Origin of the sequence: Yersinia fenwicki (assembly GCF_043099325.1) — a bacterium.
Taxonomy (GTDB): domain Bacteria; phylum Pseudomonadota; class Gammaproteobacteria; order Enterobacterales; family Enterobacteriaceae; genus Yersinia.
The window spans coordinates 291,234-315,306 of record NZ_CP170755.1 but is presented as its reverse complement, the minus strand read 5'-3'; the positions used below and the strand labels follow the sequence as shown (position 1 = coordinate 315,306).

The window sequence follows — 24,073 nt, the reverse complement described above, 5'->3', positions numbered from 1 at the left end:
TTTCCCTTTATTTGCTGACGTTTGTCGGCTTTTTTGGTTATGAAAAACACATATAATCTCCGCAGCATCGCTGCTAAAGCAATTAGCCAGGTATTGGATCAGGGGCAATCGCTCAGTACCGTTTTGCCTGGGCTACAAAAAAGTATTTCTGATAAAGATCGCGCATTGCTGCAGGAGTTGTGTTTTGGCACTTTGCGTGTCCTCCCACAGCTAGAGTGGTGTATCCAGCAGTTAATGGCACGCCCAATGACAGGTAAGCAGCGTGTTTTTCATTATCTGATTATGGTTGGGCTTTATCAGCTGATATACACACGTATTCCGCCTCATGCGGCACTGGCAGAGACAGTCGAAGGCGCAACCGTACTCAAACGGCCGCAGTTAAAAGGGCTAATTAATGGCGTACTGCGCCAATTCCAACGTCAACAAGTGGAATTACTGGAACGAGCTGCAAATAACGATAGCCACTACCTTCATCCGAGCTGGTTATTGGCACGAATTAAGCAAGCCTATCCTGATCAATGGCAGCAGATCCTAGATGCAAATAATCAGAAACCACCAATGTGGCTGCGCGTAAGCCGACTACACCATTCACGCAGTGAATACCTCGAGCTACTGAAGCAAGCCAATATTGACGCTCTGCCTCATGACTTTTATCCTGACGCAGTTCGCCTTATTACACCTTGCGCAGTCAGTGACCTCCCCGGCTTTGAGCTTGGCTGGATAACGGTGCAAGATGCATCGGCACAAGGCTGTGTTGATCTGCTTGATCCACAAAATGGTGACCAGATCCTCGATTTGTGTGCCGCTCCGGGGGGCAAAACAACCCATATTCTGGAAGCTGCGCCAAAGGCCCATGTATTAGCTGTCGATATAGATGAACAACGCCTCAGCCGGGTTAAAGAAAATTTACAACGCCTGAAATTACATGCAGACGTGCGAGTCGGCGATGGTCGAATGCCAGATGAATGGTGCGGTGATCAACAATTCGATCGAATCCTGTTAGATGCCCCTTGTTCAGCAACGGGTGTTATTCGCCGGCACCCAGATATCAAATGGTTGCGTCGAGACAGTGATATTGCCGAGTTGGCCCAACTTCAATCTGAGATAATTGAAGCTATCTGGCCTAAACTGAAAAAAGGTGGCGTAATGGTTTATGCTACCTGTTCTATATTGCCCGAAGAGAATCAGCAGCAGATCGCCACTTTTCTGCAACGCCACAGTGAAGCAGACTTGGTCGAAACTGGCACAGTTTCAACTCCTGGCAGGCAAAACTTGCCTCATCCTGAGGATGGCGATGGTTTTTATTATGCAAAATTGATCAAAAGATAGTCGTGGCCTTTGCTACCTCAAACCTAATTTCAGTGTGAAACAGAGAACGCTATGAAAATAATTATTCTTGGGGCGGGGCAAGTTGGCGGTACCCTGGCAGAAAATCTGGTGGGTGAGAACAACGATATTACCGTGGTGGATGTCGATTCCGGCCGGTTGCGCCAGTTACAAGATAAATTTGATTTGCGAGTCGTGCAAGGGCACGGTTCGCACCCGCGAATTTTACGAGAAGCCGGGGCAGAAGATGCCGATATGTTGGTTGCAGTAACAAATTCTGATGAAACCAATATGGTTGCCTGCCAAATAGCATACTCGCTATTTAACACACCAAACCGTATCGCTCGCATCCGTTCAGCTGAATATATTCGTGAAGCAGATAAGCTGTTTCTCCCGGAAGCGGTCCCTATTGATCATTTAATATCACCCGAGCAGTTAGTTATAGATTACATCTATAAACTAATCGAATACCCCGGCGCTTTGCAGGTCGTCAATTTTGCTGAAGGTAAAGTCAGTATTGCTGCGGTCAAGGCCTATTACGGCGGACCATTAGTCGGAAATGCATTATCATCTTTACGTGAACATATGCCGCATATCGATACCCGAGTCGCGGCTATATTTCGTCAAGACCGGCCAATCCGTCCGCAGGGTTCTACAATTATTGAAGCTGGTGATGAAGTCTTCTTTGTTGCCGCCTCGCAGCATATCCGAGCAGTGATGAGTGAACTGCAACGGCTGGAAAAACCCTATAAACGCATCATGATTGTCGGTGGTGGAAACGTTGGGGCAGGCTTGGCGCTACGATTAGAAAAAGACTATAGCGTAAAATTAATCGAGCGGGATCAGCAACGCGCTGCAGAACTAGCAGAAATGCTGCACGATACAATCGTATTTTATGGCGATGCATCAGATCAGGAATTGTTAGCAGAAGAACATATTGAACAGGTTGATGTCTTTATTGCCATTACTAATGATGATGAAGCTAATATTATGTCCGCCATGCTCGCAAAACGCATGGGTGCTAAAAAAGCAATGGTATTAATCCAGCGTAGTGCGTATGTCGATCTGGTTCAGGGAAGTGTTATTGATATTGTTATATCACCACAACAAGCCACTATTTCCGCGCTATTAGGTCACGTCCGTAAAGCCGATATCGTTAGCGTATCATCATTGAGACGTGGGGTTGCAGAAGCGATAGAAGCCATTGCTCATGGCGATGAGACCACATCAAAAGTAGTAGGACGAATGGTCGAAGATATAAAGCTGCCACCGGGAACAACTATTGGAGCAATTGTTCGTGGTGATGAGGTTATTATTGCTAATGGGAACTCGGTTATCAAACAGGGGGATCATGTTGTGATGTTTATTACCCACAAGAAATTTGTCCCCGATGTGGAACGGTTATTCCAACCAAGTCCATTCTTCTTGTAATCAAAGACGATTAAATCAAAACTATTCCGATAGAGAATCGAAAAATTTTCCTATAATTATCGCTGTATCCAGTTTTATTTAGCTAAAATTAAGTAGTTCATTTTAAAGGGGGTGTTGGTTATGAGTTTTATGAAGGAGTTTCGTGAATTTGCCATGCGTGGCAATGTGGTCGACTTAGCTGTCGGGGTAATTATCGGTGCCGCGTTTGGCAGAATTGTTTCTTCACTTGTTGCCGATATCATAATGCCACCATTAGGCTTATTGCTCGGTGGAGTAGACTTCAAACAATTCCATTTCGTATTACGTGCGGCCGAAGGGAATATTCCAGCTGTAGTGATGAATTATGGTAGTTTTATTCAAAGCGTTTTTGATTTCGTTATTGTTGCGCTGGCTATTTTCTCCGCCGTTAAACTGATGAATAAATTACGCCGTGAAAAAGCGGAAGAACCTGCAACGCCTCCAGCACCTACAACAGAAGAAAAACTACTCGCAGAGATTCGTGATTTACTGAAAGCGCAACAGCCAAAATAACTACAGCTTTATTTAACGTTAAAAGCCATCATTTGATGGCTTTTTTATTGGTTTCAAATCGAGAAGGCCAGTGGTAATAAATCTATTGATCGCTTACCACTGGCCTCCCAGTTACCGCCTTTTGCGTGCTTTTCTTTACGCTGATAGCTCCCTTTGCCTTTAACATTCTTCTCAATACGTTGCCTGAAAAGAGGATCATGCAGAAGGGCTTCCAACGCGTTATCCTTGATTTTTCCTTTGGTATGCCGATATGTCGTCATAGTCGTGCCTCACTAATGAAAGTATTGACTAAAAATCCCACGAATAATACTGCTTGTGTGAATTGATTAAAACTATCCATTTGAAAAATTTAATTCCTGGCTAACTCTTCAGCAGCACCCTGTTCCAACGCCTCCAGAATTGAGCAATAAGTCGTGGCATGCGCACTGCCACAACATGCATCACTCAACCGTTTTAGTGACTCACGCATTCTTTTTAGCTCTGTAATTTTACTTTCTACATCGAGTAACCGAGAATCCACAATAGCTTTCGACTCCTGGCAGGTATGATGTTCAGGATCGACGCGGATCGACAGTAGTTCAGCAATTGTTTCTAATGTAAAACCAAGCTGCTTTGCATAACGAATAAAACGCAAGCGCTGCAAATCTTGTTCAGTATAAAGTCTGTAACCACCTTCAGTCCGTTCACCATGATCCATCATGCCTTGTTTTTCATAATAGCGAATAGTATCCGGCGTCACGTCAGCAAGTTTAGCGATTTGCCCAATTTTTAACATGCATTACTCCTCTTTAGACAGTTTATATGACACTTTATGCTGATATTCTTGATGCAAAAAATCTGTGCTAAGACCTGCCTGCTTTAATTTTAACTCTAATAAAGCCAATCGTTTATGTAAACTCTCATAGTCTTCATGCTGCTTGTTGAGATGTGACAATAAATCAGTGATAGTGAGTGCTTCCTGCCTACCCTGTAATTCGGGAGGAAGGTATCCCGCATTCTTCAGTAATCTGTATCCGGCCCTTAACTCAACGGGAACGAAGGTATCATCATCGAGTATTAATGGTTGACCATTGCCAGGTAAATTATCGAGTTCACCTTTTTCTTGAGCATTGATAATGTGTCTTTCAGCCCATTCGTCAATTAATCCCATATTCCTCCTAGAGATCAGTGTTCACAAAAATGGAATGGCGATTAAGATTAATGGATTGGCAGGTAAATAATAAGAGGAAAGAAGAAAGATACGAGAGGTAATACTTATCTTACTGAATTATGGACGTAAAAAAACCGGGCAAGCCCGGTTTTTTTACGCGTTTACAGATTACTCTGCAGCAACTACTTCTGCTTGCGATGCAGCACGATCAACTAACTCGATGTAAGCCATCGGTGCGTTGTCGCCTGCACGGAAGCCACACTTCAGAATGCGAGTGTAACCACCGGCGCGGCTCGCGAAACGCGGGCCTAGCTCGTTAAACAGTTTTGCCACGATCTCGTTATCACGAGTACGGGCGAATGCCAGACGACGATTAGCTACGCTGTCGGTCTTGGCAAGAGTAATCAGCGGCTCAACAACGCGACGCAGCTCTTTCGCTTTCGGCAGGGTCGTCTTGATTATCTCATGACGAACCAAAGAGCCGGCCATGTTACGGAACATAGCCTGGCGATGGCTGCTGTTACGGTTCAGTTGACGACCACTCTTACGATGGCGCATGACCTTATCCTTCTCAGTAAAACCTTAACCTGTGATCCGGTTACTCGTTATCAGCAATGCTAGCCGGTGGCCAATTTTCTAGGCGCATGCCTAAAGAAAGACCACGTGATGCGAGCACGTCTTTAATCTCAGTAAGAGATTTTTTACCCAGGTTAGGCGTTTTCAGCAACTCAACCTCGGTACGCTGTACCAGATCACCGATGTAGTGGATAGCTTCTGCCTTGAGGCAGTTAGCAGAGCGGACAGTCAATTCCAGATCGTCAACAGGGCGCAGCAGGATCGGATCAAACTCTGGCTTCTCTTCTTTAACTTCCGGCTGACGTACATCACGTAGGTCAACGAAAGCTTCAAGCTGTTCAGCCAAGATAGTTGCCGCACGGCGGATCGCCTCTTCAGGATCGATCGTACCATTGGTTTCCATCTCGATAACCAACTTGTCCAGGTCGGTACGCTGTTCTACACGCGCTGCTTCAACATTGTAGGCAATACGCTCTACAGGGCTATAGCATGCGTCTACTAACAAACGACCAATCGGGCGCTCATCTTCTTCCGAATGAATTCGGGCAGAAGCCGGCACATAACCCCGACCACGTTGAACTTTGATACGCATACTAATAGATGCGTTCTCATCGGTCAGGTGGCAGATAACGTGCTGCGGCTTGACGATTTCGACATCACCATCATGGGTGATATCGGCTGCAGTCACAGGGCCAATGCCAGACTTATTCAGGGTAAGAATAACTTCATCTTTACCCTGAACTCTCACCGCCAGCCCTTTCAGGTTGAGCAGGATCTCCAGGATATCTTCCTGTACGCCTTCTTTGGTGCTGTACTCATGCAGTACACCATCAATCTCAACCTCGGTCACCGCGCAACCCGGCATAGATGAAAGCAGAATACGGCGCAGTGCGTTGCCGAGAGTATGGCCAAAGCCACGCTCTAACGGCTCAAGGGTCACCTTGGCGTGCGTCGAACTGACTTGCTCGATATCTACCAGGCGCGGTTTTAGAAACTCTGTCACAGAACCCTGCATTGTGTCCTCTCTTTGGTACTAAGCTTTACTTGGAGTAAAGCTCGACGATCAGGTGTTCGTTAATGTCCGCAGACAGATCAGTACGTTCAGGAATACGTTTGAACACACCTTCCATCTTGACAGCATCAACTTCCAGCCAAGTCGGCTTTTCACGCTGCTCAGCCAGCTCCAAAGCTGCCTTAACACGAGACTGCTTTTTAGCTTTCTCACGGATGCTGACTACGTCATTCGGAGATACCTGATAAGAAGCGATGTTAACAACGCGACCATTTACCATGATAGCTTTATGACTAACCAGCTGACGTGATTCAGCACGAGTTGCGCCAAAGCCCATACGGTAAACTACGTTATCCAGACGGCCTTCCAGCAATTGCAACAGGTTAGCACCTGTGTTGCCTTTCAGACGTGCTGCTTCTTTATAGTAGTTACGGAATTGACGTTCTAGAACACCATAGATACGGCGAACTTTTTGTTTCTCACGTAACTGCACACCGTAGTCAGACAGACGCGGTTTACGCGCACCGTGCTGGCCAGGTGGTTGTTCAATCTTACACTTGGTGTCAATCGCGCGAACGCCAGACTTAAGGAACAGGTCTGTGCCCTCACGACGGCTCAGCTTGAGCTTAGGACCCAAATATCTTGCCATTTTCTCTCTCCAACAAACCTAAAAGCAGCGTTATACGCGGCGCTTTTTCGGCGGACGACAACCGTTATGAGGGATCGGAGTCACATCAGTAATATTAGTGATGCGGAAACCAGCCGCGTTTAACGCACGGATAGTAGACTCACGGCCCGGACCAGGTCCTTTAACCATAACTTCCAGATTCTTGATACCGTATTCTTTCACTGCGTCAGCGCAGCGCTCTGCTGCAACTTGCGCTGCAAACGGAGTAGACTTACGAGATCCACGGAAACCGGAACCACCTGCTGTTGCCCAACCCAATGCGTTACCTTGACGATCTGTAATAGTAACGATGGTGTTGTTGAAAGAAGCATGGATATGAGCCACACCGTCAGAGACTGTCTTTCTTACACGCTTGCGTGCACGAATAGGTGCCTTTGCCATTATTCAATCACCCCGATTATTTCTTGATCGGTTTACGCGGACCCTTACGGGTACGTGCGTTGGTCTTAGTACGCTGACCGCGAACTGGTAGACCACGACGATGACGCAAACCACGATAAGTCCCAAGGTCCATCAGACGCTTGATGCTCAGGGTCACCTCACGACGCAGATCACCTTCTACAACGTACTTGGCAACTTCGTCACGCAGCTTCTCGATTTGCTCTTCAGACAGCTCACTGATCTTAACATTTTCAGCAATACCCGCAGCAACACAGATAGCCTGTGAACGGGTCTTACCGATGCCGTAGATCGCAGTTAAAGCGATAACGGTATGTTTCTGATCAGGAATGTTAATGCCTGCTATACGGGCCACTATGCACTCCTACTATTTTATACAGCAATACCATTCTGAAAAGCCCGTTTTCAGGATACTCAAATAGCATTGCAGTCACATACAAAAGATTGGCTGGCTAATCTAGCCAGCTCAACCCAACTTTGCAAGAAAAATATGCAAGATAAATCAGCCTTGACGCTGTTTATGCTTTGGTTCGGCACTGCAGATTACGCGAACGACACCGTTACGCTTAACAATTTTGCAGTTACGACATAATTTCTTGACGGAAGCACGAACTTTCATTTTTACTCTCCGTAACTTCTCAAACATCCCTGAATTAGCGGTTATAGCCTTTCAGGTTTGCTTTCTTCAATGCAGACTCATATTGACTAGACATCATCAGAGTTTGCACTTGAGCCATAAAGTCCATGATGACCACCACTACGATAAGTAGGGAGGTACCACCAAAGTAAAATGGTACTTTCATCGCGTCACGCATGAACTCCGGGATCAGGCAGATGAAAGTAATATACATCGCACCAATTAAGGTTAGACGCGTCATTACTTTATCGATGTACTTCGCCGTTTGCTCTCCCGGACGAATTCCTGGCACGAATGCACCGGACTTCTTCAGGTTATCTGCTGTTTCACGCGGGTTAAACACCAACGCCGTGTAGAAGAAACAGAAGAAGATGATTGCAGACGCATAGAGTAACACATAAAGCGGCTGTCCCGGCTGCAAATACATCGAAATAGTCGTCAGCCAGTTCCAACCTGTCCCACCCCCAAACCATGATGCAATCGTGGCAGGGAACAGAATTATGCTGGAAGCAAAGATTGCAGGGATAACCCCCGCCATATTCACTTTCAACGGTAAGTGTGTGCTCTGTGCTGCATAAACACGACGACCTTGTTGACGTTTAGCATAGTTAACGACGATACGACGCTGACCACGTTCAATGAAAACAACGAAGAAGGTTACTGCAAACACTAATACTGCAACCAACAGCAACAGGAGGAAGTGCAGGTCGCCTTGCCGAGCTTGCTCGATGGTATGGGCTATTGCAGGTGGAAGACCAGCAACAATACCAGCAAAGATTATGATTGAAATACCGTTACCGATACCACGCTCAGTAATCTGTTCGCCAAGCCACATGAGGAACATAGTCCCCGTGACCAAGCTAACAACAGCGGTAAAATAGAAGGCAAAGCCTGGATTGATTACCAGACCTTGCATCCCAGGCATATTCGGTAGACCGGTAGCAATACCGATCGATTGGAATATAGCCAATACCAACGTGCCATAGCGAGTGTACTGACTAATCTTACGACGGCCAGCCTCCCCTTCTTTCTTTATTTCTGCTAACGCTGGATGAACCACCGTCAGCAGTTGGATAATAATCGATGCCGAAATATACGGCATGATACCCAAGGCAAAGATAGAAGCACGACTGAGAGCACCACCAGAGAACATGTTAAACATTTCAATGATGGTCCCTCTCTGCTGCTCGAGCAATTTAGCAAGCACAGTGGCATCGATACCAGGAATCGGAATAAAAGAGCCGATACGGAAAACAATAAGCGCACCGATAACAAACAAAAGTCTGCGCTTCAGTTCGCCTAATCCGCCTTTAGCACTTTGAAAATCTAATCCTGGTTGCTTAGCCATCTGCTACTTATTCCTCAATTTTACCGCCAGCAGCTTCGATAGCAGCACGAGCGCCTTTGGTGACACGCAGACCACGAAGAGTTACCGCACGAGTGATTTCGCCTGAAAGCATAACTTTCGCGAACTCAATCTGGGTACCAACAACGTTAGCGGCTTTCAGCGTGTTCAGGTCGATTACGTCGCCTTCCACTAAAGCCAGTTCAGACAGACGAACTTCTGCCGTGATCATAGCTTTGCGAGAGGTGAAGCCGAATTTCGGCAAACGACGATATAAAGGCATCTGACCACCTTCAAAACCACGACGTACGCCACCACCAGAACGAGAGTTCTGACCTTTGTGACCACGACCAGCAGTTTTACCCAGGCCAGAACCGATACCACGACCTACACGCTTCGGCGCATGCTTGGCACCTTCAGCCGGAGACAGAGTATTTAAACGCATCTGTTACTCCTCAACTTTAACCATGTAGGAAACCAAGTTGACCATACCACGCACAGCAGGAGTATCCTCACGCTCTACAGTATGACCAATACGACGCAGACCTAAACCGATCAGAGTTGCCTTGTGTTTCGGCAAACGACCGATACTGCTTTTTGTTTGAGTTACTTTAATAGTCTTTGCCATGGTTATTTCCCTAGAATTTCTTCGACGGATTTACCACGCTTAGCAGCGACCATTTCTGGAGATTTCATATCTTCTAGAGCAGCGATAGTTGCACGAACCACGTTAATCGGGTTAGTAGAACCATATGCTTTAGCTAAAACGTTATGAACCCCTGCAACTTCCAAGACGGCGCGCATTGCACCACCGGCAATAATACCGGTACCTTCAGAAGCTGGTTGCATGAATACACGGGAACCTGTGTGAGCACCTTTAACAGGGTGCTGCAGAGTGCCGTTATCCAAAGCAACATTAATCATAGCGCGACGGGCTTTTTCCATCGCTTTCTGGATCGCTGCCGGAACTTCGCGTGCTTTGCCGTAGCCAAAACCAACGCGACCGTTACCATCACCAACTACTGTCAGTGCGGTAAAGCTGAAAATACGGCCACCTTTTACGGTTTTAGATACGCGGTTTACCGCGATCAGCTTTTCCTGCAGTTCGCCAGCTTGTTTTTCGATGTGAGACATCTTACACCTCTACCTTAGAACTGAAGGCCAGCTTCACGGGCAGCATCTGCCAGTGCCTGGACTCGACCATGATATTGGAAACCGGAACGGTCAAAGGATACTTTCGTGATCCCTTTTTCCAATGCGCGCTCAGCAATAGTTTTGCCTACAGCTGCTGCGGCATCTTTGTTGCCGGCGTACTTCAATTGCTCATTGATAGCTTTTTCTACAGTAGAAGCTGCTACCAAAATTTCAGAACCGTTTGGTGCGATAACCTGCGCGTAAATATGGCGTGGGGTACGATGTACCACCAGGCGAGTCGCACCCAGTTCTTTGAGCTTGCGGCGTGCGCGGGTCGCACGACGGATACGAGCTGCTTTCTTATCCATAGTGTTACCTTACTTCTTCTTAGCCTCTTTGGTACGCACGACTTCGTCGGCGTAACGGACACCCTTGCCTTTATAAGGCTCAGGACGACGGTAGGCACGTAAATCTGCTGCAACCTGACCAATCACCTGCTTATCAGCGCCTTTCAGCACGATTTCAGTTTGGGTCGGACATTCAGCAGTAATGCCAGCCGGCAATTCATGGTCAACTGGATGAGAGAAGCCTAAAGCTAAATTCACCACGTTGCCTTTAACTGCGGCACGGTAACCTACACCTACCAATTGAAGCTTCTTGGTGAAGCCGTCGGTAACACCAATGACCATTGCATTAAGCAGTGCACGAGTGGTACCCGCTTGGGCCCAACCGTCTACAGCGCCTTCGCGTGGAGCGAAAGTCAGTGTATTTTCTTCTTGCTTAACTTCAACAGCACTATGGACGGTACGAGTCAGCTCGCCGTTCTTACCCTTAATCGAAATAACCTGACCGTTGAGTTTTACCTCTACGCCGGCAGGAATGACGACGGGTGCTTTTGCAACACGAGACATTCTTTCCTCCCGAATTAAGCTACGTAGCAGATAATCTCGCCACCAAGACCAGCTTGGCGAGCTGCACGATCGGTCATAACACCTTTAGAGGTAGAAATAACAGCGATACCCAAACCGGCCATAACTTTTGGCAGCTCATCTTTTTTCTTATAGATGCGCAGACCTGGACGGCTGATACGTTGAATGCTTTCTACCACTGCCTTACCCTGGAAATACTTAAGTGCTAATTCCAGAACAGGCTTGGTGTCGCCTTCGACTTTAAAATCTTCAATAAAACCTTCTTCCTTCAGAACGTTGGCAATTGCCACTTTCAGCTTGGAGGAAGGCATGGTGACCGCGACTTTGTTTGCGGATTGACCGTTACGGATACGGGTCAGCATATCCGCGATCGGATCTTGCATGCTCATCTGTCTTTACTCCCGTGATTCAATTGGTGACAATTACCAGCTAGCCTTTTTAAGGCCCGGGATTTCACCGCGCATTGCGGTTTCACGGACTTTAATACGGCTCAACCCGAACTTCCGCAAGAAACCATGCGGACGACCAGTTTGGTTGCAGCGATTACGCTGACGGGACGGGCTGGAATCACGCGGCAGAGACTGCAGCTTCAGAACAGCATCCCAACGTTCTTCGTCGGATGAGTTCACACCAGAGATAATAGCTTTTAATTCCTCGCGTTTAGCGCGGTATTTTTCAGCTAGTTTCACGCGAACGACTTCGCGTGCTTTCATTGATTGCTTAGCCATCAGTAACCCTACCTTACTTGCGGAATGGGAATTTAAAAGCAGCCAATAATGCACGGCCTTCATCATCGGATTTCGCAGTAGTGGTAATGGTAATATCCAAACCACGCACACGATCTACTTTATCGTAGTCGATTTCCGGGAAGATGATCTGCTCGCGCACACCCATGCTGTAGTTACCACGACCATCGAATGACTTAGCGGACAAGCCACGGAAGTCACGGATACGAGGTACAGCAATGGTAATCAGACGCTCAAGGAATTCCCACATGCGTTCGCCACGCAGGGTTACTTTACAGCCGATCGGATAGCCCTGACGGATTTTGAAGCCTGCAACAGATTTGCGTGCTTTGGTGATAAACGGCTTTTGGCCGGAGATTGCTGCCAAGTCAGCTGCTGCATTATCCAGCAGTTTCTTGTCAGCGATCGCTTCACCAACACCCATGTTCAGGGTGATCTTCTCGACCCGAGGGACTTGCATGACAGAGTTGTAGTCAAACTGAGACATCAGTTGTTTGACCACCTCGTCTTTGTAGTAATCATGCAGTTTCGCCATCGTATTACTCCAAATTACTTGATAGTTTCGCTATTAGATTTAAAGAAACGGACTTTTTTTCCGTCTTCGAATCTAAAGCCTACACGGTCAGCCTTACCAGTTGCCGCGTTGAACAGCGCAATGTTGGAAACTTGAATTGCAGCTTCTTTTTCAACAATGCCACCTGGTTGGTTCAGGGCCGGAACCGGCTTCTGATGTTTTTTAACCAGGTTGATACCTTCAACAATGACCTTACTAGCAGACAGGACATTCTTTACTTTACCGCGCTTACCTTTGTCTTTCCCGGTTAGCACGATAACTTCGTCATCACGACGGATTTTCGCTGCCATGGTTCGCTCCTTAGAGTACTTCTGGTGCCAGAGAGATAATTTTCATGAACTTCTCATTACGCAGTTCACGAGTTACCGGCCCAAAAATACGCGTGCCGATTGGCTGCTCGCTGTTATTATTTAAAATAACACAAGCGTTGCCATCGAAGCGAATGACAGAACCGTCCGGGCGACGTACACCCTTCTTGGTGCGCACCACTACCGCCTTCAGAACATCGCCTTTCTTCACCTTGCCACGAGGAATTGCTTCCTTGATGGTGATCTTGATGATGTCGCCGATGCCTGCGTAGCGACGGTGCGAGCCACCTAGAACCTTGATACACATTACGCGACGTGCACCGGAGTTGTCGGCCACGTTCAGCATAGTCTGTTCTTGGATCATGTTAGTGCTCCGCTAATGTCAACTACTACTTTAGGACCCAGAATAGGTCGTTTAAAAGCCCCATGAATGAGGGCGCAGCATTATAACACCGCTTCCAAATTATGGGTAGAAAAAATAAACGGCCCACTTTCTGAGCCGTTTATTATGTTCGAGTTGGCTACTCTATTACAGAATCGCTTTCTCTACAACGCGAACAAGTGTCCAAGACTTAGTCTTTGACAATGGACGGCATTCGCGGATTTCTACCACGTCACCGATTCCACATTCATTGTTCTCGTCATGTACATGCAATTTCGTCGTACGACGGATGAATTTCCCATAAATTGGGTGCTTCACCACACGTTCGATAGCAACAACCATGGATTTCTCCATTTTGTCACTAACTACGCGACCTTGCAGAGTACGGATTTGGTCAGTCATTACGCACCCGCCTTTTCAGTCAGTAAAGTCTTAACACGTGCGATATTACGGCGCACTTGTTTCGACAGGTGAGTTTGTTGCAGCTGGCCACTAGCCGCCTGCATGCGCAAATTAAATTGCTCACGCAGCAGGTTGAGCAGCTCAGTGTTCAGCTCTTCAACGCTTTTTTCACGCAGCTCTTGTGCTTTCATTACATCACCGTCTTAGTTACAAAGGTGGTTCCTACAGGCAGTTTCGCTGCAGCGAGCTTAAATGCTTCGCGAGCAGTTTCTTCCGGCACACCAGCCATTTCAAATAAAACTTTTCCTGGCTGGATCAGGGCAACCCAATACTCTACGTTACCCTTACCTTTACCCATACGCACTTCGAGCGGCTTCTCGGTGATCGGTTTGTCCGGGAATACACGGATCCAGACCTTACCTTGACGCTTAATTGCACGTGTCATCGCACGACGGGCTGCTTCGATTTGACGAGCCGTCAGGCGGCAACGGCCACAAGCTTTCAGGCCGAACTCACCGAAGCTAACATCCGTACCTTGCGCAAGGCCACGGTTACGGCCTTTGTGCATCTTACGGAATTTTGTACGCTTTGGTTGTAACATCAGCGATTCTCCTTACTTGCGGCCTTTACGCTGCTGCTTTTTAGGTTGAGCAGCCGGTTCCGGTTGTTCAACAGCAGCCATACCACCCAAGATCTCACCTTTGAAGATCCATACCTTAACGCCGATTACACCATAAGTGGTGTGCGCTTCAGATGTGTTGTAATCGATATCCGCACGCAGTGTATGCAACGGAACACGACCTTCACGGTACCATTCGGTACGCGCGATTTCAGCACCGCCAAGACGGCCGCTTACTTCAACTTTGATACCTTTAGCGCCAAGACGCATTGCGTTCTGTACAGCACGCTTCATAGCACGACGGAACATAACACGACGTTCCAGCTGTGAAGTGATGCTATCAGCAACCAATTTTGCGTCCAGTTCCGGTTTACGGACTTCGGCGATGTTAATCTGTGCAGGAACGCCAGCGATATCCGCTACGACCTTACGCAGTTTTTCGACATCTTCACCTTTCTTGCCGATAACGATGCCAGGACGAGCTGTGTGAATAGTCACACGGATGCTCTTCGCTGGACGTTCGATAACGATGCGAGAAACGGAAGCTTTCGCTAATTCCTTAGTCAGGAATTGGCGAACTTTAAAGTCGCTGTCCAGGTTGTCAGCGAATTCTTTGGTATTTGCGTACCAGGTAGAGTTCCAAGCTTTGACAATACCTAGTCGAATACCATTAGGATGTACTTTCTGACCCATTGCTAGTCTCCAGAGTCTCAGCGATCGGACACAACCACAGTAATGTGGCTGGTGCGCTTCAGGATGCGATCTGCACGACCTTTTGCACGCGGCATAATGCGCTTCATGCTAGGGCCTTCGTCTACGAAAATCTTCGTGACTTTCAGATCATCGATGTCAGCGCCATCGTTGTGTTCTGCGTTAGCAATGGCAGACTCTAGTACCTTCTTAACCAAACCAGCAGCTTTCTTGTTGGTATAGGCCAGAGTTTCCAGAGCTTGCGACACTTTCTTACCGCGAATCAGGTCCGCTACTAAGCGAACCTTCTGAGCAGAAGAACGAGCGTGGCGATGTTTAGCGATAGTTTCCATCTCTTCCTCCTACCTTAGCGCTTTTTAGCCTTTTTATCGGCCGCATGGCCGCGATAAGTACGGGTCGGCGCGAATTCGCCCAGTTTGTGACCGACCATTTCATCGGAAACAAAAACGGGAACGTGCTGACGACCATTATGGACAGCGATGGTCAAACCGATCATATTTGGAAAGACCGTTGAACGACGGGACCAAGTCCGAATTGGCTTCTTGTCTCCGCTTTCCACCGCTTTCTCTACCTTCTTCAGCAAGTGCAGGTCAATGAAGGGACCTTTCTTGAGAGAACGTGGCATGGCTTATCCTCTAATTATTTTTTACTACGGCGACGTACGATGAACTTATCAGTACGCTTGTTGCTACGGGTCTTCTTACCTTTGGTTTGAACGCCCCACGGGGTTACCGGGTGCTTACCAAAGTTACGACCTTCACCACCACCGTGTGGGTGATCTACCGGGTTCATCGCCGTACCGCGAACGGTAGGACGAATACCACGCCAACGACTAGCACCTGCTTTACCCAGGACACGCAGCATGTGTTCAGCGTTACCGACTTCACCTAAGGTGGCGCGGCAATCAGCTAGAACTTTGCGCATTTCGCCTGAGCGCAGACGCAGAGTAACGTAGGAACCGTCACGAGCAACGATCTGAACGTATGCACCAGCAGAACGAGCCAATTGGCCGCCTTTACCTGGTTTCATTTCTACGTTATGAACCGTTGAACCAACTGGGATGTTACGCATAGGCAGGGTGTTACCTGCTTTAATTGCAGCATCAACGCCAGATTGAATCTGGTCACCAGCTTTCAGGCCTTTCGGCGCCAGGATGTAACGGCGTTCGCCGTCTTTGTACAGAACCAGCGCGATATTCGCGGAACGGTTCGGATCGTACTCCAGACGCTCTACCACAGCAGGGATACCATCTTTGTTGCGTTTGAAGTCAACCAGACGATAATGTTGCTTGTGGCCACCACCGATATGACGGGTAGTGATACGGCCATTGTTGTTACGGCCACCGCTTTTGCTTAATTTCTCAAGCAACGGGGCATAAGGCTTACCCTTGTGCAGCTCAGGGTTAACCACTTTAACAACGTGGCGACGACCCGGAGACGTAGGTTTACATTTAACAATTGCCATTGTTTACTCCTCCGACTTACTCTGCGCCGCCGATGAAGTCCAGATTCTGGCCTTCTTTCAGGGTGACGTAAGCTTTTTTCCAGTCGCTACGACGACCAACACGCTGACCGTGACGCTTACTCTTGCCTTTAACCAGCAAGGTGTTAACGTCTTCGACTTCGACTTCAAACAGTTTCTGCACTGCAGCTTTAATTTCTGCTTTGGTCGCGTCTTTGGCAACTTTGAGAACGATGGTGTTATTCTTTTCCATCGCAGCGGACGCTTTTTCAGATACATGCGGCGCGCGCAGTACTTTCAGCAGACGTTCTTCACGAATCATGCCAGCATCTCCTCAACTTGCTTCACAGCATCAGCAGTCATAACCACTTTGTCGAAGGCGATCAGGCTAACTGGGTCAATACCGGCTACATCACGGACATCAACCTTGTACAGGTTGCGAGCTGCCAAGAACAAGTTCTCGTCCAGTTCACCAGTGATGATCAGTACATCTTCCAGAGCCATATCTTTCAGTTTCTGTGCCAGCAACTTAGTTTTAGGTGCTTCAACAGAGAACTTTTCGACAATGATCAGACGATCTTGACGTACCAATTCGGACAGGATGCTTTTCAGCGCGCCGCGGTACATCTTTTTATTTACTTTCTGACTGTGGTCCTGAGGCTTCGCAGCAAAGGTCACACCACCTGAACGCCAGATTGGGCTCTTTACAGAGCCTGCACGCGCACGGCCGGTACCTTTCTGGCGCCACGGTTTTTTACCGGAACCAGTTACTTCGGCGCGGGTCTTCTGAGCACGAGTACCTTGACGGGCACCTGCTGCATAAGCAACAACAACCTGATGTACCAGCGCTTCGTTGAAATCACGACCGAAGGTAGTTTCGGAAACAGTCAGCGCGCTTTGCGCGTCTTTCACTATTAATTCCATTGCTATCCCCTTACGCCTTCACAGCTGGTTTAACGATCAGGTTGCCACCGGTTGCGCCCGGTACAGCACCCTTAACCAGCAGCAGGTTGCGCTCAGCGTCAACACGTACTACGTCCAGGCTTTGAACGGTTACACGTTCGTCACCTAGGTGGCCTGCCATTTTCTTGCCTTTAAACACTTTGCCCGGAGTCTGGTTTTGACCGATAGAACCCGGAACACGGTGAGACAAGGAGTTACCATGGGTAGCATCTTGGGTACGGAAGTTCCAGCGCTTAACAGTACCGGCAAAACCTTTACCTTTAGACGTACCTGTAACATCAACTTTCTTAACGTCTGCAAAAATCTCGACGCTAATTTCTTGGCCAGCAGTGAACTCTTGACCTTCTGGAAGGCGGAATTCCCACAGACCACGGCCAGCTTCTACGCCAGCTTTAGCGAAATGACCCGCTTCTGGTTTAGTAACGCGGTTAGCTTTTTTAGCACCGGTAGTTACTTGCACAGCACGGTATCCGTCGTTCTCCAGGCTTTTGACCTGAGTTACGCGGTTCGCTTCAATTTCGATAACAGTTACTGGGATTGAAACGCCATCTTCTGTGAAGATACGAGTCATGCCCACTTTCTTACCGACTAAACCAATCATTGTTTCAACCTCTCAATCGCTCAATGACCTGATTAACCCAGGCTGATCTGCACGTCTACACCGGCAGCCAGATCCAGACGCATCAGAGCATCAACGGTTTTCTCGGTTGGCTCAACGATGTCAACCAGACGCTTGTGAGTGCGAATCTCGTACTGATCGCGCGCATCTTTATTGACGTGCGGAGAGATCAGAACGGTAAAGCGCTCTTTGCGAGTTGGCAGCGGGATCGGACCACGAACCTGCGCACCAGTGCGCTTGGCAGTCTCGACGATTTCCGCAGTTGATTGATCGATCAAACGATGATCAAACGCTTTCAGGCGGATACGGATTCTTTGGTTCTGCATGAGACCAGAGCTCCAATTATTTATAAACGTAAATGATTACTCCTCGCACCCATTTCGATTGATGGGGGAGTGTAATCGTTCAACATATAACTCCCATATCGGGAGTATTGTTCGGTTCTAGCACTAGGCTGTAGCCGACAGATTAGTTTCAATCTGACCTATCAAGATTAGGTAGGCCCGCGCATTATACGTAAATACCAGCAGGAAGCAAGCCAGTGTTGAAAATCTATGCGAAAACTTACCAGATAATTTAATTAGGTGGATATATGGCTATGTTTGAAGGTTTGCAGATAAGTAAGAGTGAGACCGATTCTGCTCTCACTCTTTTAACTCAATATAATGTGGCGGGTAAGCTAGCGATTGCACGCCAAGCGAAGGAGTTAATCTTTTGCTAATTGAGCCTGTGAGTAGTTCTGTATTCCCAGACGTTCGATAAGACTAAGCTCTGTTTCAAGCCAATCTATATGACCCTCTTCTTCAGCCAAAATTTCCTTTAACAAGTCTCGGCTGACGTAGTCATGTATCGAGTCCGCATAGGCAATGCCTTCGCGCAGATCCTTTGCTCCGGCCAACTCAAGGGCTAAATCGGATTTAAGTATTTCCTCAACATCCTCACCAATGTTCAACTTACCCAAATCCTGTAAGTTAGGAATACCTTCGAGAAATAAGATGCGTTCGATGTATTTATCCGCATGCTTCATTTCGTCAATGGATTCGTGATACTCCTTATCATTAAGGCGCATCAGTCCCCAGTTTTTGAACATTCGTGCGTGGAGAAAATATTGGTTGATAGCAACTAACTCGTTTCCGAGCAGTTTGTTGAGATGTGCAATTATTTTTTTATCGCCTTTCATAGATAACCCCTCCGCTTCCAGTACTAAAAGTGTAGTACCAGATGGCAAAGTATGGAGGAAAACTTCTCCCAGCTAACTATTAGGCAACATCATTCATTTCTGGAATGTTTGCGCGTTCCTCGATCAATATTTCTCTCGCCTGTCGAATGCATTTTCCACAGTCGGTACCAATCGGTACTAATTGACGCAGTTGTTGAATGGTATGTGGGTGGTGCTGACGGACAACTTTACGGATAACTTTGTCAGATACCGCATTACACAGGCAAACATACATAAAATGACTCACTTCTTAACCAGTATCTACAGTGTAAATAAGAATGCGAGTTATTTCAATTAAGATTATTTTCTGTGAGCAATGAAAAAGGGCGCCGAAGCGCCCTCTATTTGATCAATAAAATAATTAATCAATAAAACAATTAAGCGATAACTTTAGCAACAACACCAGCGCCTACAGTACGGCCGCCTTCACGGATTGCGAAACGCAGACCGTCGTCCATTGCGATTGGGTGAATCAGAGTAACAACCATGTTGATGTTGTCACCTGGCATCACCATTTCAACGCCTTCTGGCAGTTCGATGGTACCGGTTACGTCAGTTGTACGGAAGTAGAACTGAGGACGGTAGCCTTTGAAGAACGGAGTATGACGGCCGCCTTCATCTTTGCTCAGAATATAAACTTCTGATTCAAAGGTAGTGTGTGGCTTGATAGAACCTGGTTTAGCAAGAACTTGACCACGTTCGATATCTTCACGCTTGATACCACGCAGCAGAACACCAACGTTCTCACCAGCACGGCCTTCGTCCAGCAGTTTGCGGAACATTTCAACGCCAGTACAAGTAGATTTAACAGTATCTTTGATACCAACGATTTCTACTTCTTCACCAACTTTAACGATACCGCGCTCTACACGACCAGTTACAACAGTACCACGGCCTGAGATAGAGAATACGTCTTCGATTGGCAGCAGGAATGGCTTATCAACCGCACGTTCTGGTTCTGGGATGTAAGTATCCAGGTAGCCAGCCAGTTCGATGATTTTATCTTCCCACTCTTTAACGCCTTCCAGCGCTTTCAGAGCTGAACCTTTAACTACTGGGATGTCATCGCCTGGGAAATCGTAAGCAGAAAGAAGTTCACGAACTTCCATTTCTACCAGTTCCAGCAGCTCTTCATCGTCAACCATGTCGCATTTGTTCATGAATACGATCATGTAAGGAACGCCAACCTGACGACCCAACAGGATGTGCTCACGAGTCTGTGGCATTGGGCCATCAGTTGCAGCAACAACCAGGATAGCGCCGTCCATCTGAGCAGCACCGGTGATCATGTTTTTAACGTAGTCGGCGTGCCCTGGGCAGTCAACGTGCGCATAGTGACGTGACGGGGTGTCATATTCAACATGAGAAGTGTTGATGGTGATACCACGTGCTTTTTCTTCTGGTGCGTTATCGATCTGATCGAAAGCACGAGCGCTACCGCCGTAGGTTTTAGCCAGAACGGTGGTGATTGCTGCAGTCAGGGTAGTTTTACCATGGTCAACGTGGCCGATAGTACCGACGTTTACATGGGGTTTGGTACGTTCAAATTTTTCTTTAGACACGACTATATTCCTTACTCTTGTGCTCTCCCACTGATGAGAGAGCACTGGATCATTGTTTTAAACCCGAAAGCTTATTTGCCACGGGCTTCGATAACGGCTTTAGCGACGTTACTAGGTGCTTCAGCATACTCCAGGAATTCCATGGAGTAAGAAGCACGGCCCTGAGTCTGAGAACGCAGGTCAGTAGCATAACCGAACATTTCAGACAACGGAACCTTGACGCGAACGGTTTTACCGGTAGCAGTATCTTCCATACCTTCGATGATACCACGACGACGGTTAAGGTCGCCCATTACGTCACCCATGTAATCTTCAGGGGTTTCGACTTCAACCTTCATGATTGGCTCAAGCAGAACTGGTTTAGCTCGTTTGAACCCTTCTTTAAAGGCGATAGAACCGGCTAATTTAAACGCCAATTCTGAGGAGTCAACGTCATGGTAAGAACCGTAGTGCAGACGGATTTTAACGTCAACAACTGGGTAACCAGCCAAAGGACCGGCTTTCAGTTGTTCCTGGATACCTTTATCAACAGCAGGGATGAACTCTTTAGGAATAGAACCACCAACGATTTCGTTGACGAATTCATACCCAGTGCCACCCGGTGGTAACGGAGACATGTCGATAACAACATGACCGTACTGACCACGACCGCCTGATTGCTTAGCGTGCTTACCTTCCACGTCCTTAACGGTATCGCGGATAGTTTCACGGTATGCAACCTGAGGTTTACCGACGTTTGCTTCCACGTTAAATTCGCGGCGCATACGGTCAACCAGGATATCCAAGTGCAGCTCACCCATACCAGCGATGATAGTCTGACCAGATTCTTCGTCAGTCCAAACGCGGAATGATGGATCTTCTTTTGCCAGACGACCCAGAGCCATACCCATTTTTTCTTGGTCGGCTTTGGTTTTTGGTTCAACGGCAACAGAGATTACTGGCTCTGGGAACTCCATACGTTCCAAGATGATCGGATTAGCTGGATCACACAAGGTGTCACCAGTCGTCACGTCTTTCAGACCAATCGCTGCTGCGATGTCGCCAGCACGAACTTCTTTGATCTCTTCACGTTTGTTGGCGTGCATCTGTACGATACGGCCCAGACGCTCACGCTGTGAACGCACTGAGTTCAACACGGTGTCACCGGAGTTAACAACGCCAGAGTACACACGGAAGAACGTCAAGTTACCCACAAACGGGTCGGTTGCAATTTTAAACGCCAGTGCAGAGAACGGCTCTTTGTCGTCTGAGTGACGAACTGCCGGAGTATCTTTACCGTCGTCCAGAATACCGTTGATAGCTTCAACATCAGTTGGTGCTGGCAGGTATTCGATAACTGCATCCAGCATTGCCTGTACGCCTTTGTTTTTAAACGCAGAACCACAGGTAACCAGGATAATTTCGTTGCGCAGAACGCGTTGACGCAGAGCTTTCTTGATTTCTTCTTCGGTCAGCTCTTCGCCGCCCAAATATTTGTCCATCAGCTCTTCTGACGCTTCTGCAGCAGATTCAACCAGATTCTGGTGCCATTCAGCAGCCAGTTCAGCCATATCAGCCGGGATCTCTTCGTATTCGAAGGTCACGCCCTGATCAGCTTCGTTCCAGTTGATCGCTTTCATTTTTACCAGGTCGATAATACCGGTAAATTTCTCTTCCGCGCCGATAGCCAGTTGCAATGGAACTGGATTCGCGCCCAGACGAGATTTAATCTGACCAACAACTTTCAGGAAGTTAGCACCCATACGGTCCATTTTGTTAACGAACGCAATGCGTGGAACTTTATATTTGTTAGCCTGACGCCATACGGTCTCAGACTGTGGCTGAACACCACCAACTGCACAGTAAACCATTACCGCGCCGTCAAGAACACGCATGGAACGTTCTACTTCGATGGTGAAGTCAACGTGCCCAGGGGTGTCAATGATATTGACGTGATGTGGTTCGAACTGTTTAGCCATACCAGACCAGAAGCAGGTAGTAGCCGCAGAAGTAATGGTAATACCACGCTCCTGCTCCTGTTCCATCCAGTCCATGGTGGCTGCGCCGTCATGGACTTCACCGATTTTATGGTTTACACCGGTGTAAAACAGGATACGTTCGGTAGTGGTTGTCTTACCGGCGTCGATGTGAGCGCTGATACCGATATTACGATAGCGCTCAATGGGTGTTTTACGAGCCATTTGATTCCTCTATTCCTAGGACGTTCATTCGGTTAACACATGCGGGCTAACTATTAAAGCGCCCGCATGGTTAGCATAACTACTGCGTGGTGATTACCAGCGGTAGTGCGCGAACGCCTTGTTAGCTTCGGCCATACGGTGAACGTCTTCACGTTTCTTAACAGCAGAACCTTTGTTCTCTGCTGCGTCAGACAGTTCATTCGCCAAGCGCAAAGCCATGGATTTATCACCGCGTTTACGAGCAGCATCAACGATCCAACGCATTGCCAAGGCATTACGGCGAACCGGACGAACTTCAACTGGTACCTGATAAGTAGAACCACCAACGCGGCGAGACTTAACTTCGACAGTCGGGCGCACGTTGTCCAGAGCTACTTCGAAAGCTTCCAGAAAATCTTTACCTGAACGCTGAGCCAGGGTCTCCAGCGCGGTATAGACGATTGCTTCTGCAGTAGATTTTTTACCATCTACCATCAGGATATTTACAAATTTAGCCAGCAATTCAGATCCGAACTTAGGATCTGGTAAAATTTTACGCTGGCCAATTACACGACGACGTGGCATGGAAATACTCCGTTGTTAATTCAGGGTTGTCCAAAACTCTAAGAGTTTATTTTGACATTAATGTGAAAATGTTTGGCCTTACTTAACGGAGAACCATTAAGCCTTTGGCTTCTTCACGCCGTACTTAGAACGTGATTGCTTACGGTCTTTAACACCTGAGCAGTCAAGCGCGCCGCGAACGGTGTGGTAACGCACACCTGGCAAGTCTTTAACACGACCGCCACGGATCAGGATCACGGAGTGTTCCTGAAGGTTATGACCTTCACCACCGATGTAGGAGGTGACTTCAAAACCGTTAGTTAAACGCACACGGCAAACTTTACGCAGTGCGGAGTTAGGTTTTTTCGGAGTGGTTGTATATACGCGGGTACATACACCACGTTTCTGCGGGCATGCTTCCAGCGCAGGAACGTTGCTTTTAGCAACCTTCATGCTGCGTGGCTTGCGAACCAGCTGGTTAATCGTTGCCATTATTAAAAAAGCTCCTGGTTTTTTGCTTCGTAAACACGTGATAAATCCCCCTCGTTTGCACTACTGGCAGAGAACGAGGACGCAGAATTTTATGGCTGACTATCTAAGGTGTCAAGAAATATACAGCATTGACT

The 24,073-nt window shown here is 47.6% G+C and carries 40 protein-coding genes; 3 read left to right on the top strand and 37 right to left on the bottom strand.

Features of this window, described 5'->3' with window-relative positions; genetic code table 11:
* Positions 1-39: 39 nt before the first annotated feature.
* From rsmB to mscL, 3 genes are all read left to right on the top strand, one after another.
* A complete protein-coding gene (gene rsmB / locus ACF3VQ_RS01400) occupies positions 40-1,329 on the top strand; it encodes a 16S rRNA (cytosine(967)-C(5))-methyltransferase RsmB (protein ID WP_392433093.1) in 1,290 nt (429 codons plus the stop codon).
* A gap of 51 nt (positions 1,330-1,380) precedes the next feature.
* Complete coding sequence (gene trkA / locus ACF3VQ_RS01395; protein ID WP_005166392.1) at positions 1,381-2,757, top strand: Trk system potassium transporter TrkA; 1,377 nt, start codon at positions 1,381-1,383, stop codon at positions 2,755-2,757.
* A 120-nt stretch (positions 2,758-2,877) separates the two neighbouring features.
* The gene (mscL, locus tag ACF3VQ_RS01390) at positions 2,878-3,288 is read left to right on the top strand and encodes a large-conductance mechanosensitive channel protein MscL (RefSeq protein WP_392433092.1); all 411 of its coding nucleotides are present in this window, start codon (positions 2,878-2,880) and stop codon (positions 3,286-3,288) included.
* 53 nt (positions 3,289-3,341) lie between these two features.
* Here mscL and ACF3VQ_RS01385 read toward each other — a convergent pair whose 3' ends face one another.
* The 37 genes from ACF3VQ_RS01385 to rpsL form a co-directional block, all read right to left on the bottom strand.
* Complete coding sequence (locus ACF3VQ_RS01385) at positions 3,342-3,548, bottom strand: alternative ribosome-rescue factor A (RefSeq protein WP_392433091.1); 207 nt, start codon at positions 3,546-3,548, stop codon at positions 3,342-3,344.
* Between the two features lie 89 nt (positions 3,549-3,637).
* Entirely contained in the window at positions 3,638-4,063 is a 426-nt protein-coding gene (zntR, locus tag ACF3VQ_RS01380) for a Zn(2+)-responsive transcriptional regulator (RefSeq protein ID WP_392433090.1), read from the bottom strand.
* A 3-nt stretch (positions 4,064-4,066) separates the two neighbouring features.
* Positions 4,067-4,438, bottom strand: a complete 372-nt coding sequence (locus ACF3VQ_RS01375; RefSeq protein WP_392433089.1) for a DUF1992 domain-containing protein — start codon at positions 4,436-4,438, stop codon at positions 4,067-4,069.
* A 168-nt stretch (positions 4,439-4,606) separates the two neighbouring features.
* A complete protein-coding gene (gene rplQ / locus ACF3VQ_RS01370; RefSeq protein WP_004391407.1) occupies positions 4,607-4,996 on the bottom strand; it encodes a 50S ribosomal protein L17 in 390 nt (129 codons plus the stop codon).
* Between the two features lie 40 nt (positions 4,997-5,036).
* Positions 5,037-6,029 (bottom strand): DNA-directed RNA polymerase subunit alpha, encoded by a 993-nt coding sequence (locus ACF3VQ_RS01365; protein ID WP_004709232.1) that lies wholly within the window; start codon positions 6,027-6,029, stop codon positions 5,037-5,039.
* A gap of 25 nt (positions 6,030-6,054) precedes the next feature.
* On the bottom strand, positions 6,055-6,675 hold the full coding sequence (gene rpsD, locus ACF3VQ_RS01360) for a 30S ribosomal protein S4 (protein WP_002218949.1): 621 nt from the start codon (positions 6,673-6,675) through the stop codon (positions 6,055-6,057).
* Between the two features lie 30 nt (positions 6,676-6,705).
* Positions 6,706-7,095 (bottom strand): 30S ribosomal protein S11, encoded by a 390-nt coding sequence (gene rpsK / locus ACF3VQ_RS01355; protein WP_004709234.1) that lies wholly within the window; start codon positions 7,093-7,095, stop codon positions 6,706-6,708.
* A 16-nt stretch (positions 7,096-7,111) separates the two neighbouring features.
* The gene (gene rpsM / locus ACF3VQ_RS01350; RefSeq protein WP_004702348.1) at positions 7,112-7,468 is read right to left on the bottom strand and encodes a 30S ribosomal protein S13; all 357 of its coding nucleotides are present in this window, start codon (positions 7,466-7,468) and stop codon (positions 7,112-7,114) included.
* A 147-nt stretch (positions 7,469-7,615) separates the two neighbouring features.
* Entirely contained in the window at positions 7,616-7,732 is a 117-nt protein-coding gene (rpmJ, locus tag ACF3VQ_RS01345) for a 50S ribosomal protein L36 (protein WP_002227352.1), read from the bottom strand.
* 34 nt (positions 7,733-7,766) lie between these two features.
* Positions 7,767-9,098, bottom strand: coding sequence for a preprotein translocase subunit SecY (secY, locus tag ACF3VQ_RS01340; RefSeq protein WP_002213344.1), 1,332 nt, complete (start codon positions 9,096-9,098; stop codon positions 7,767-7,769).
* A 7-nt stretch (positions 9,099-9,105) separates the two neighbouring features.
* On the bottom strand, positions 9,106-9,540 hold the full coding sequence (gene rplO, locus ACF3VQ_RS01335; RefSeq protein WP_004391411.1) for a 50S ribosomal protein L15: 435 nt from the start codon (positions 9,538-9,540) through the stop codon (positions 9,106-9,108).
* A 3-nt stretch (positions 9,541-9,543) separates the two neighbouring features.
* A complete protein-coding gene (rpmD, locus tag ACF3VQ_RS01330) occupies positions 9,544-9,723 on the bottom strand; it encodes a 50S ribosomal protein L30 (RefSeq protein ID WP_002213339.1) in 180 nt (59 codons plus the stop codon).
* A 2-nt stretch (positions 9,724-9,725) separates the two neighbouring features.
* On the bottom strand, positions 9,726-10,229 hold the full coding sequence (gene rpsE / locus ACF3VQ_RS01325; protein WP_004391412.1) for a 30S ribosomal protein S5: 504 nt from the start codon (positions 10,227-10,229) through the stop codon (positions 9,726-9,728).
* A gap of 14 nt (positions 10,230-10,243) precedes the next feature.
* The gene (gene rplR / locus ACF3VQ_RS01320) at positions 10,244-10,597 is read right to left on the bottom strand and encodes a 50S ribosomal protein L18 (RefSeq protein ID WP_002213336.1); all 354 of its coding nucleotides are present in this window, start codon (positions 10,595-10,597) and stop codon (positions 10,244-10,246) included.
* Between the two features lie 9 nt (positions 10,598-10,606).
* The gene (gene rplF / locus ACF3VQ_RS01315) at positions 10,607-11,140 is read right to left on the bottom strand and encodes a 50S ribosomal protein L6 (RefSeq protein ID WP_392433088.1); all 534 of its coding nucleotides are present in this window, start codon (positions 11,138-11,140) and stop codon (positions 10,607-10,609) included.
* Positions 11,141-11,154: 14 nt separating this feature from the next.
* A complete protein-coding gene (rpsH, locus tag ACF3VQ_RS01310; RefSeq protein ID WP_005159858.1) occupies positions 11,155-11,547 on the bottom strand; it encodes a 30S ribosomal protein S8 in 393 nt (130 codons plus the stop codon).
* Between the two features lie 33 nt (positions 11,548-11,580).
* A complete protein-coding gene (rpsN, locus tag ACF3VQ_RS01305) occupies positions 11,581-11,886 on the bottom strand; it encodes a 30S ribosomal protein S14 (protein ID WP_392433087.1) in 306 nt (101 codons plus the stop codon).
* 13 nt (positions 11,887-11,899) lie between these two features.
* The gene (rplE, locus tag ACF3VQ_RS01300) at positions 11,900-12,439 is read right to left on the bottom strand and encodes a 50S ribosomal protein L5 (protein WP_005159856.1); all 540 of its coding nucleotides are present in this window, start codon (positions 12,437-12,439) and stop codon (positions 11,900-11,902) included.
* A 14-nt stretch (positions 12,440-12,453) separates the two neighbouring features.
* A complete protein-coding gene (gene rplX, locus ACF3VQ_RS01295) occupies positions 12,454-12,768 on the bottom strand; it encodes a 50S ribosomal protein L24 (protein ID WP_004391420.1) in 315 nt (104 codons plus the stop codon).
* 10 nt (positions 12,769-12,778) lie between these two features.
* Positions 12,779-13,150, bottom strand: coding sequence for a 50S ribosomal protein L14 (gene rplN / locus ACF3VQ_RS01290; RefSeq protein ID WP_002213325.1), 372 nt, complete (start codon positions 13,148-13,150; stop codon positions 12,779-12,781).
* Between the two features lie 165 nt (positions 13,151-13,315).
* Positions 13,316-13,570 (bottom strand): 30S ribosomal protein S17, encoded by a 255-nt coding sequence (gene rpsQ, locus ACF3VQ_RS01285; RefSeq protein ID WP_002228135.1) that lies wholly within the window; start codon positions 13,568-13,570, stop codon positions 13,316-13,318.
* Entirely contained in the window at positions 13,570-13,761 is a 192-nt protein-coding gene (gene rpmC, locus ACF3VQ_RS01280; RefSeq protein ID WP_005159843.1) for a 50S ribosomal protein L29, read from the bottom strand. Before rpmC ends, rpsQ begins: the two co-directional genes overlap by 1 nt.
* Positions 13,761-14,171: a 50S ribosomal protein L16 gene (gene rplP, locus ACF3VQ_RS01275; RefSeq protein ID WP_002218940.1), complete on the bottom strand. Its 411-nt coding sequence runs from the start codon at positions 14,169-14,171 to the stop codon at positions 13,761-13,763. Before rplP ends, rpmC begins: the two co-directional genes overlap by 1 nt.
* Before the next feature lie 12 nt (positions 14,172-14,183).
* The gene (gene rpsC / locus ACF3VQ_RS01270) at positions 14,184-14,882 is read right to left on the bottom strand and encodes a 30S ribosomal protein S3 (protein ID WP_002221644.1); all 699 of its coding nucleotides are present in this window, start codon (positions 14,880-14,882) and stop codon (positions 14,184-14,186) included.
* Positions 14,883-14,899: 17 nt separating this feature from the next.
* On the bottom strand, positions 14,900-15,232 hold the full coding sequence (gene rplV / locus ACF3VQ_RS01265; RefSeq protein ID WP_004391423.1) for a 50S ribosomal protein L22: 333 nt from the start codon (positions 15,230-15,232) through the stop codon (positions 14,900-14,902).
* A gap of 14 nt (positions 15,233-15,246) precedes the next feature.
* Complete coding sequence (rpsS, locus tag ACF3VQ_RS01260) at positions 15,247-15,525, bottom strand: 30S ribosomal protein S19 (RefSeq protein WP_002213430.1); 279 nt, start codon at positions 15,523-15,525, stop codon at positions 15,247-15,249.
* A gap of 14 nt (positions 15,526-15,539) precedes the next feature.
* Positions 15,540-16,364, bottom strand: a complete 825-nt coding sequence (gene rplB, locus ACF3VQ_RS01255; protein WP_004709246.1) for a 50S ribosomal protein L2 — start codon at positions 16,362-16,364, stop codon at positions 15,540-15,542.
* 16 nt (positions 16,365-16,380) lie between these two features.
* Positions 16,381-16,683 (bottom strand): 50S ribosomal protein L23, encoded by a 303-nt coding sequence (gene rplW, locus ACF3VQ_RS01250; protein ID WP_005159841.1) that lies wholly within the window; start codon positions 16,681-16,683, stop codon positions 16,381-16,383.
* Entirely contained in the window at positions 16,680-17,285 is a 606-nt protein-coding gene (gene rplD, locus ACF3VQ_RS01245) for a 50S ribosomal protein L4 (protein ID WP_005174626.1), read from the bottom strand. Before rplD ends, rplW begins: the two co-directional genes overlap by 4 nt.
* Positions 17,286-17,295: 10 nt before the next feature.
* Complete coding sequence (gene rplC, locus ACF3VQ_RS01240) at positions 17,296-17,925, bottom strand: 50S ribosomal protein L3 (protein ID WP_004709250.1); 630 nt, start codon at positions 17,923-17,925, stop codon at positions 17,296-17,298.
* A 32-nt stretch (positions 17,926-17,957) separates the two neighbouring features.
* A complete protein-coding gene (gene rpsJ / locus ACF3VQ_RS01235; protein WP_001181005.1) occupies positions 17,958-18,269 on the bottom strand; it encodes a 30S ribosomal protein S10 in 312 nt (103 codons plus the stop codon).
* Positions 18,270-18,649: 380 nt separating this feature from the next.
* A complete protein-coding gene (gene bfr, locus ACF3VQ_RS01230; protein ID WP_032820222.1) occupies positions 18,650-19,123 on the bottom strand; it encodes a bacterioferritin in 474 nt (157 codons plus the stop codon).
* Positions 19,124-19,202: 79 nt separating this feature from the next.
* Positions 19,203-19,397 carry a bacterioferritin-associated ferredoxin gene (gene bfd / locus ACF3VQ_RS01225; RefSeq protein ID WP_392435770.1) on the bottom strand — a complete coding sequence of 65 codons (195 nt, stop codon included), beginning with the start codon at positions 19,395-19,397 and terminating at the stop codon, positions 19,203-19,205.
* A gap of 142 nt (positions 19,398-19,539) precedes the next feature.
* Positions 19,540-20,724 (bottom strand): elongation factor Tu, encoded by a 1,185-nt coding sequence (gene tuf / locus ACF3VQ_RS01220; RefSeq protein WP_004391430.1) that lies wholly within the window; start codon positions 20,722-20,724, stop codon positions 19,540-19,542.
* 71 nt (positions 20,725-20,795) lie between these two features.
* Entirely contained in the window at positions 20,796-22,904 is a 2,109-nt protein-coding gene (gene fusA / locus ACF3VQ_RS01215; protein ID WP_392433086.1) for an elongation factor G, read from the bottom strand.
* Between the two features lie 93 nt (positions 22,905-22,997).
* Complete coding sequence (rpsG, locus tag ACF3VQ_RS01210) at positions 22,998-23,468, bottom strand: 30S ribosomal protein S7 (protein WP_002212324.1); 471 nt, start codon at positions 23,466-23,468, stop codon at positions 22,998-23,000.
* Positions 23,469-23,564: 96 nt separating this feature from the next.
* Entirely contained in the window at positions 23,565-23,939 is a 375-nt protein-coding gene (rpsL, locus tag ACF3VQ_RS01205; protein WP_002212323.1) for a 30S ribosomal protein S12, read from the bottom strand.
* Between the last annotated feature and the right edge of the window lie 134 nt (positions 23,940-24,073).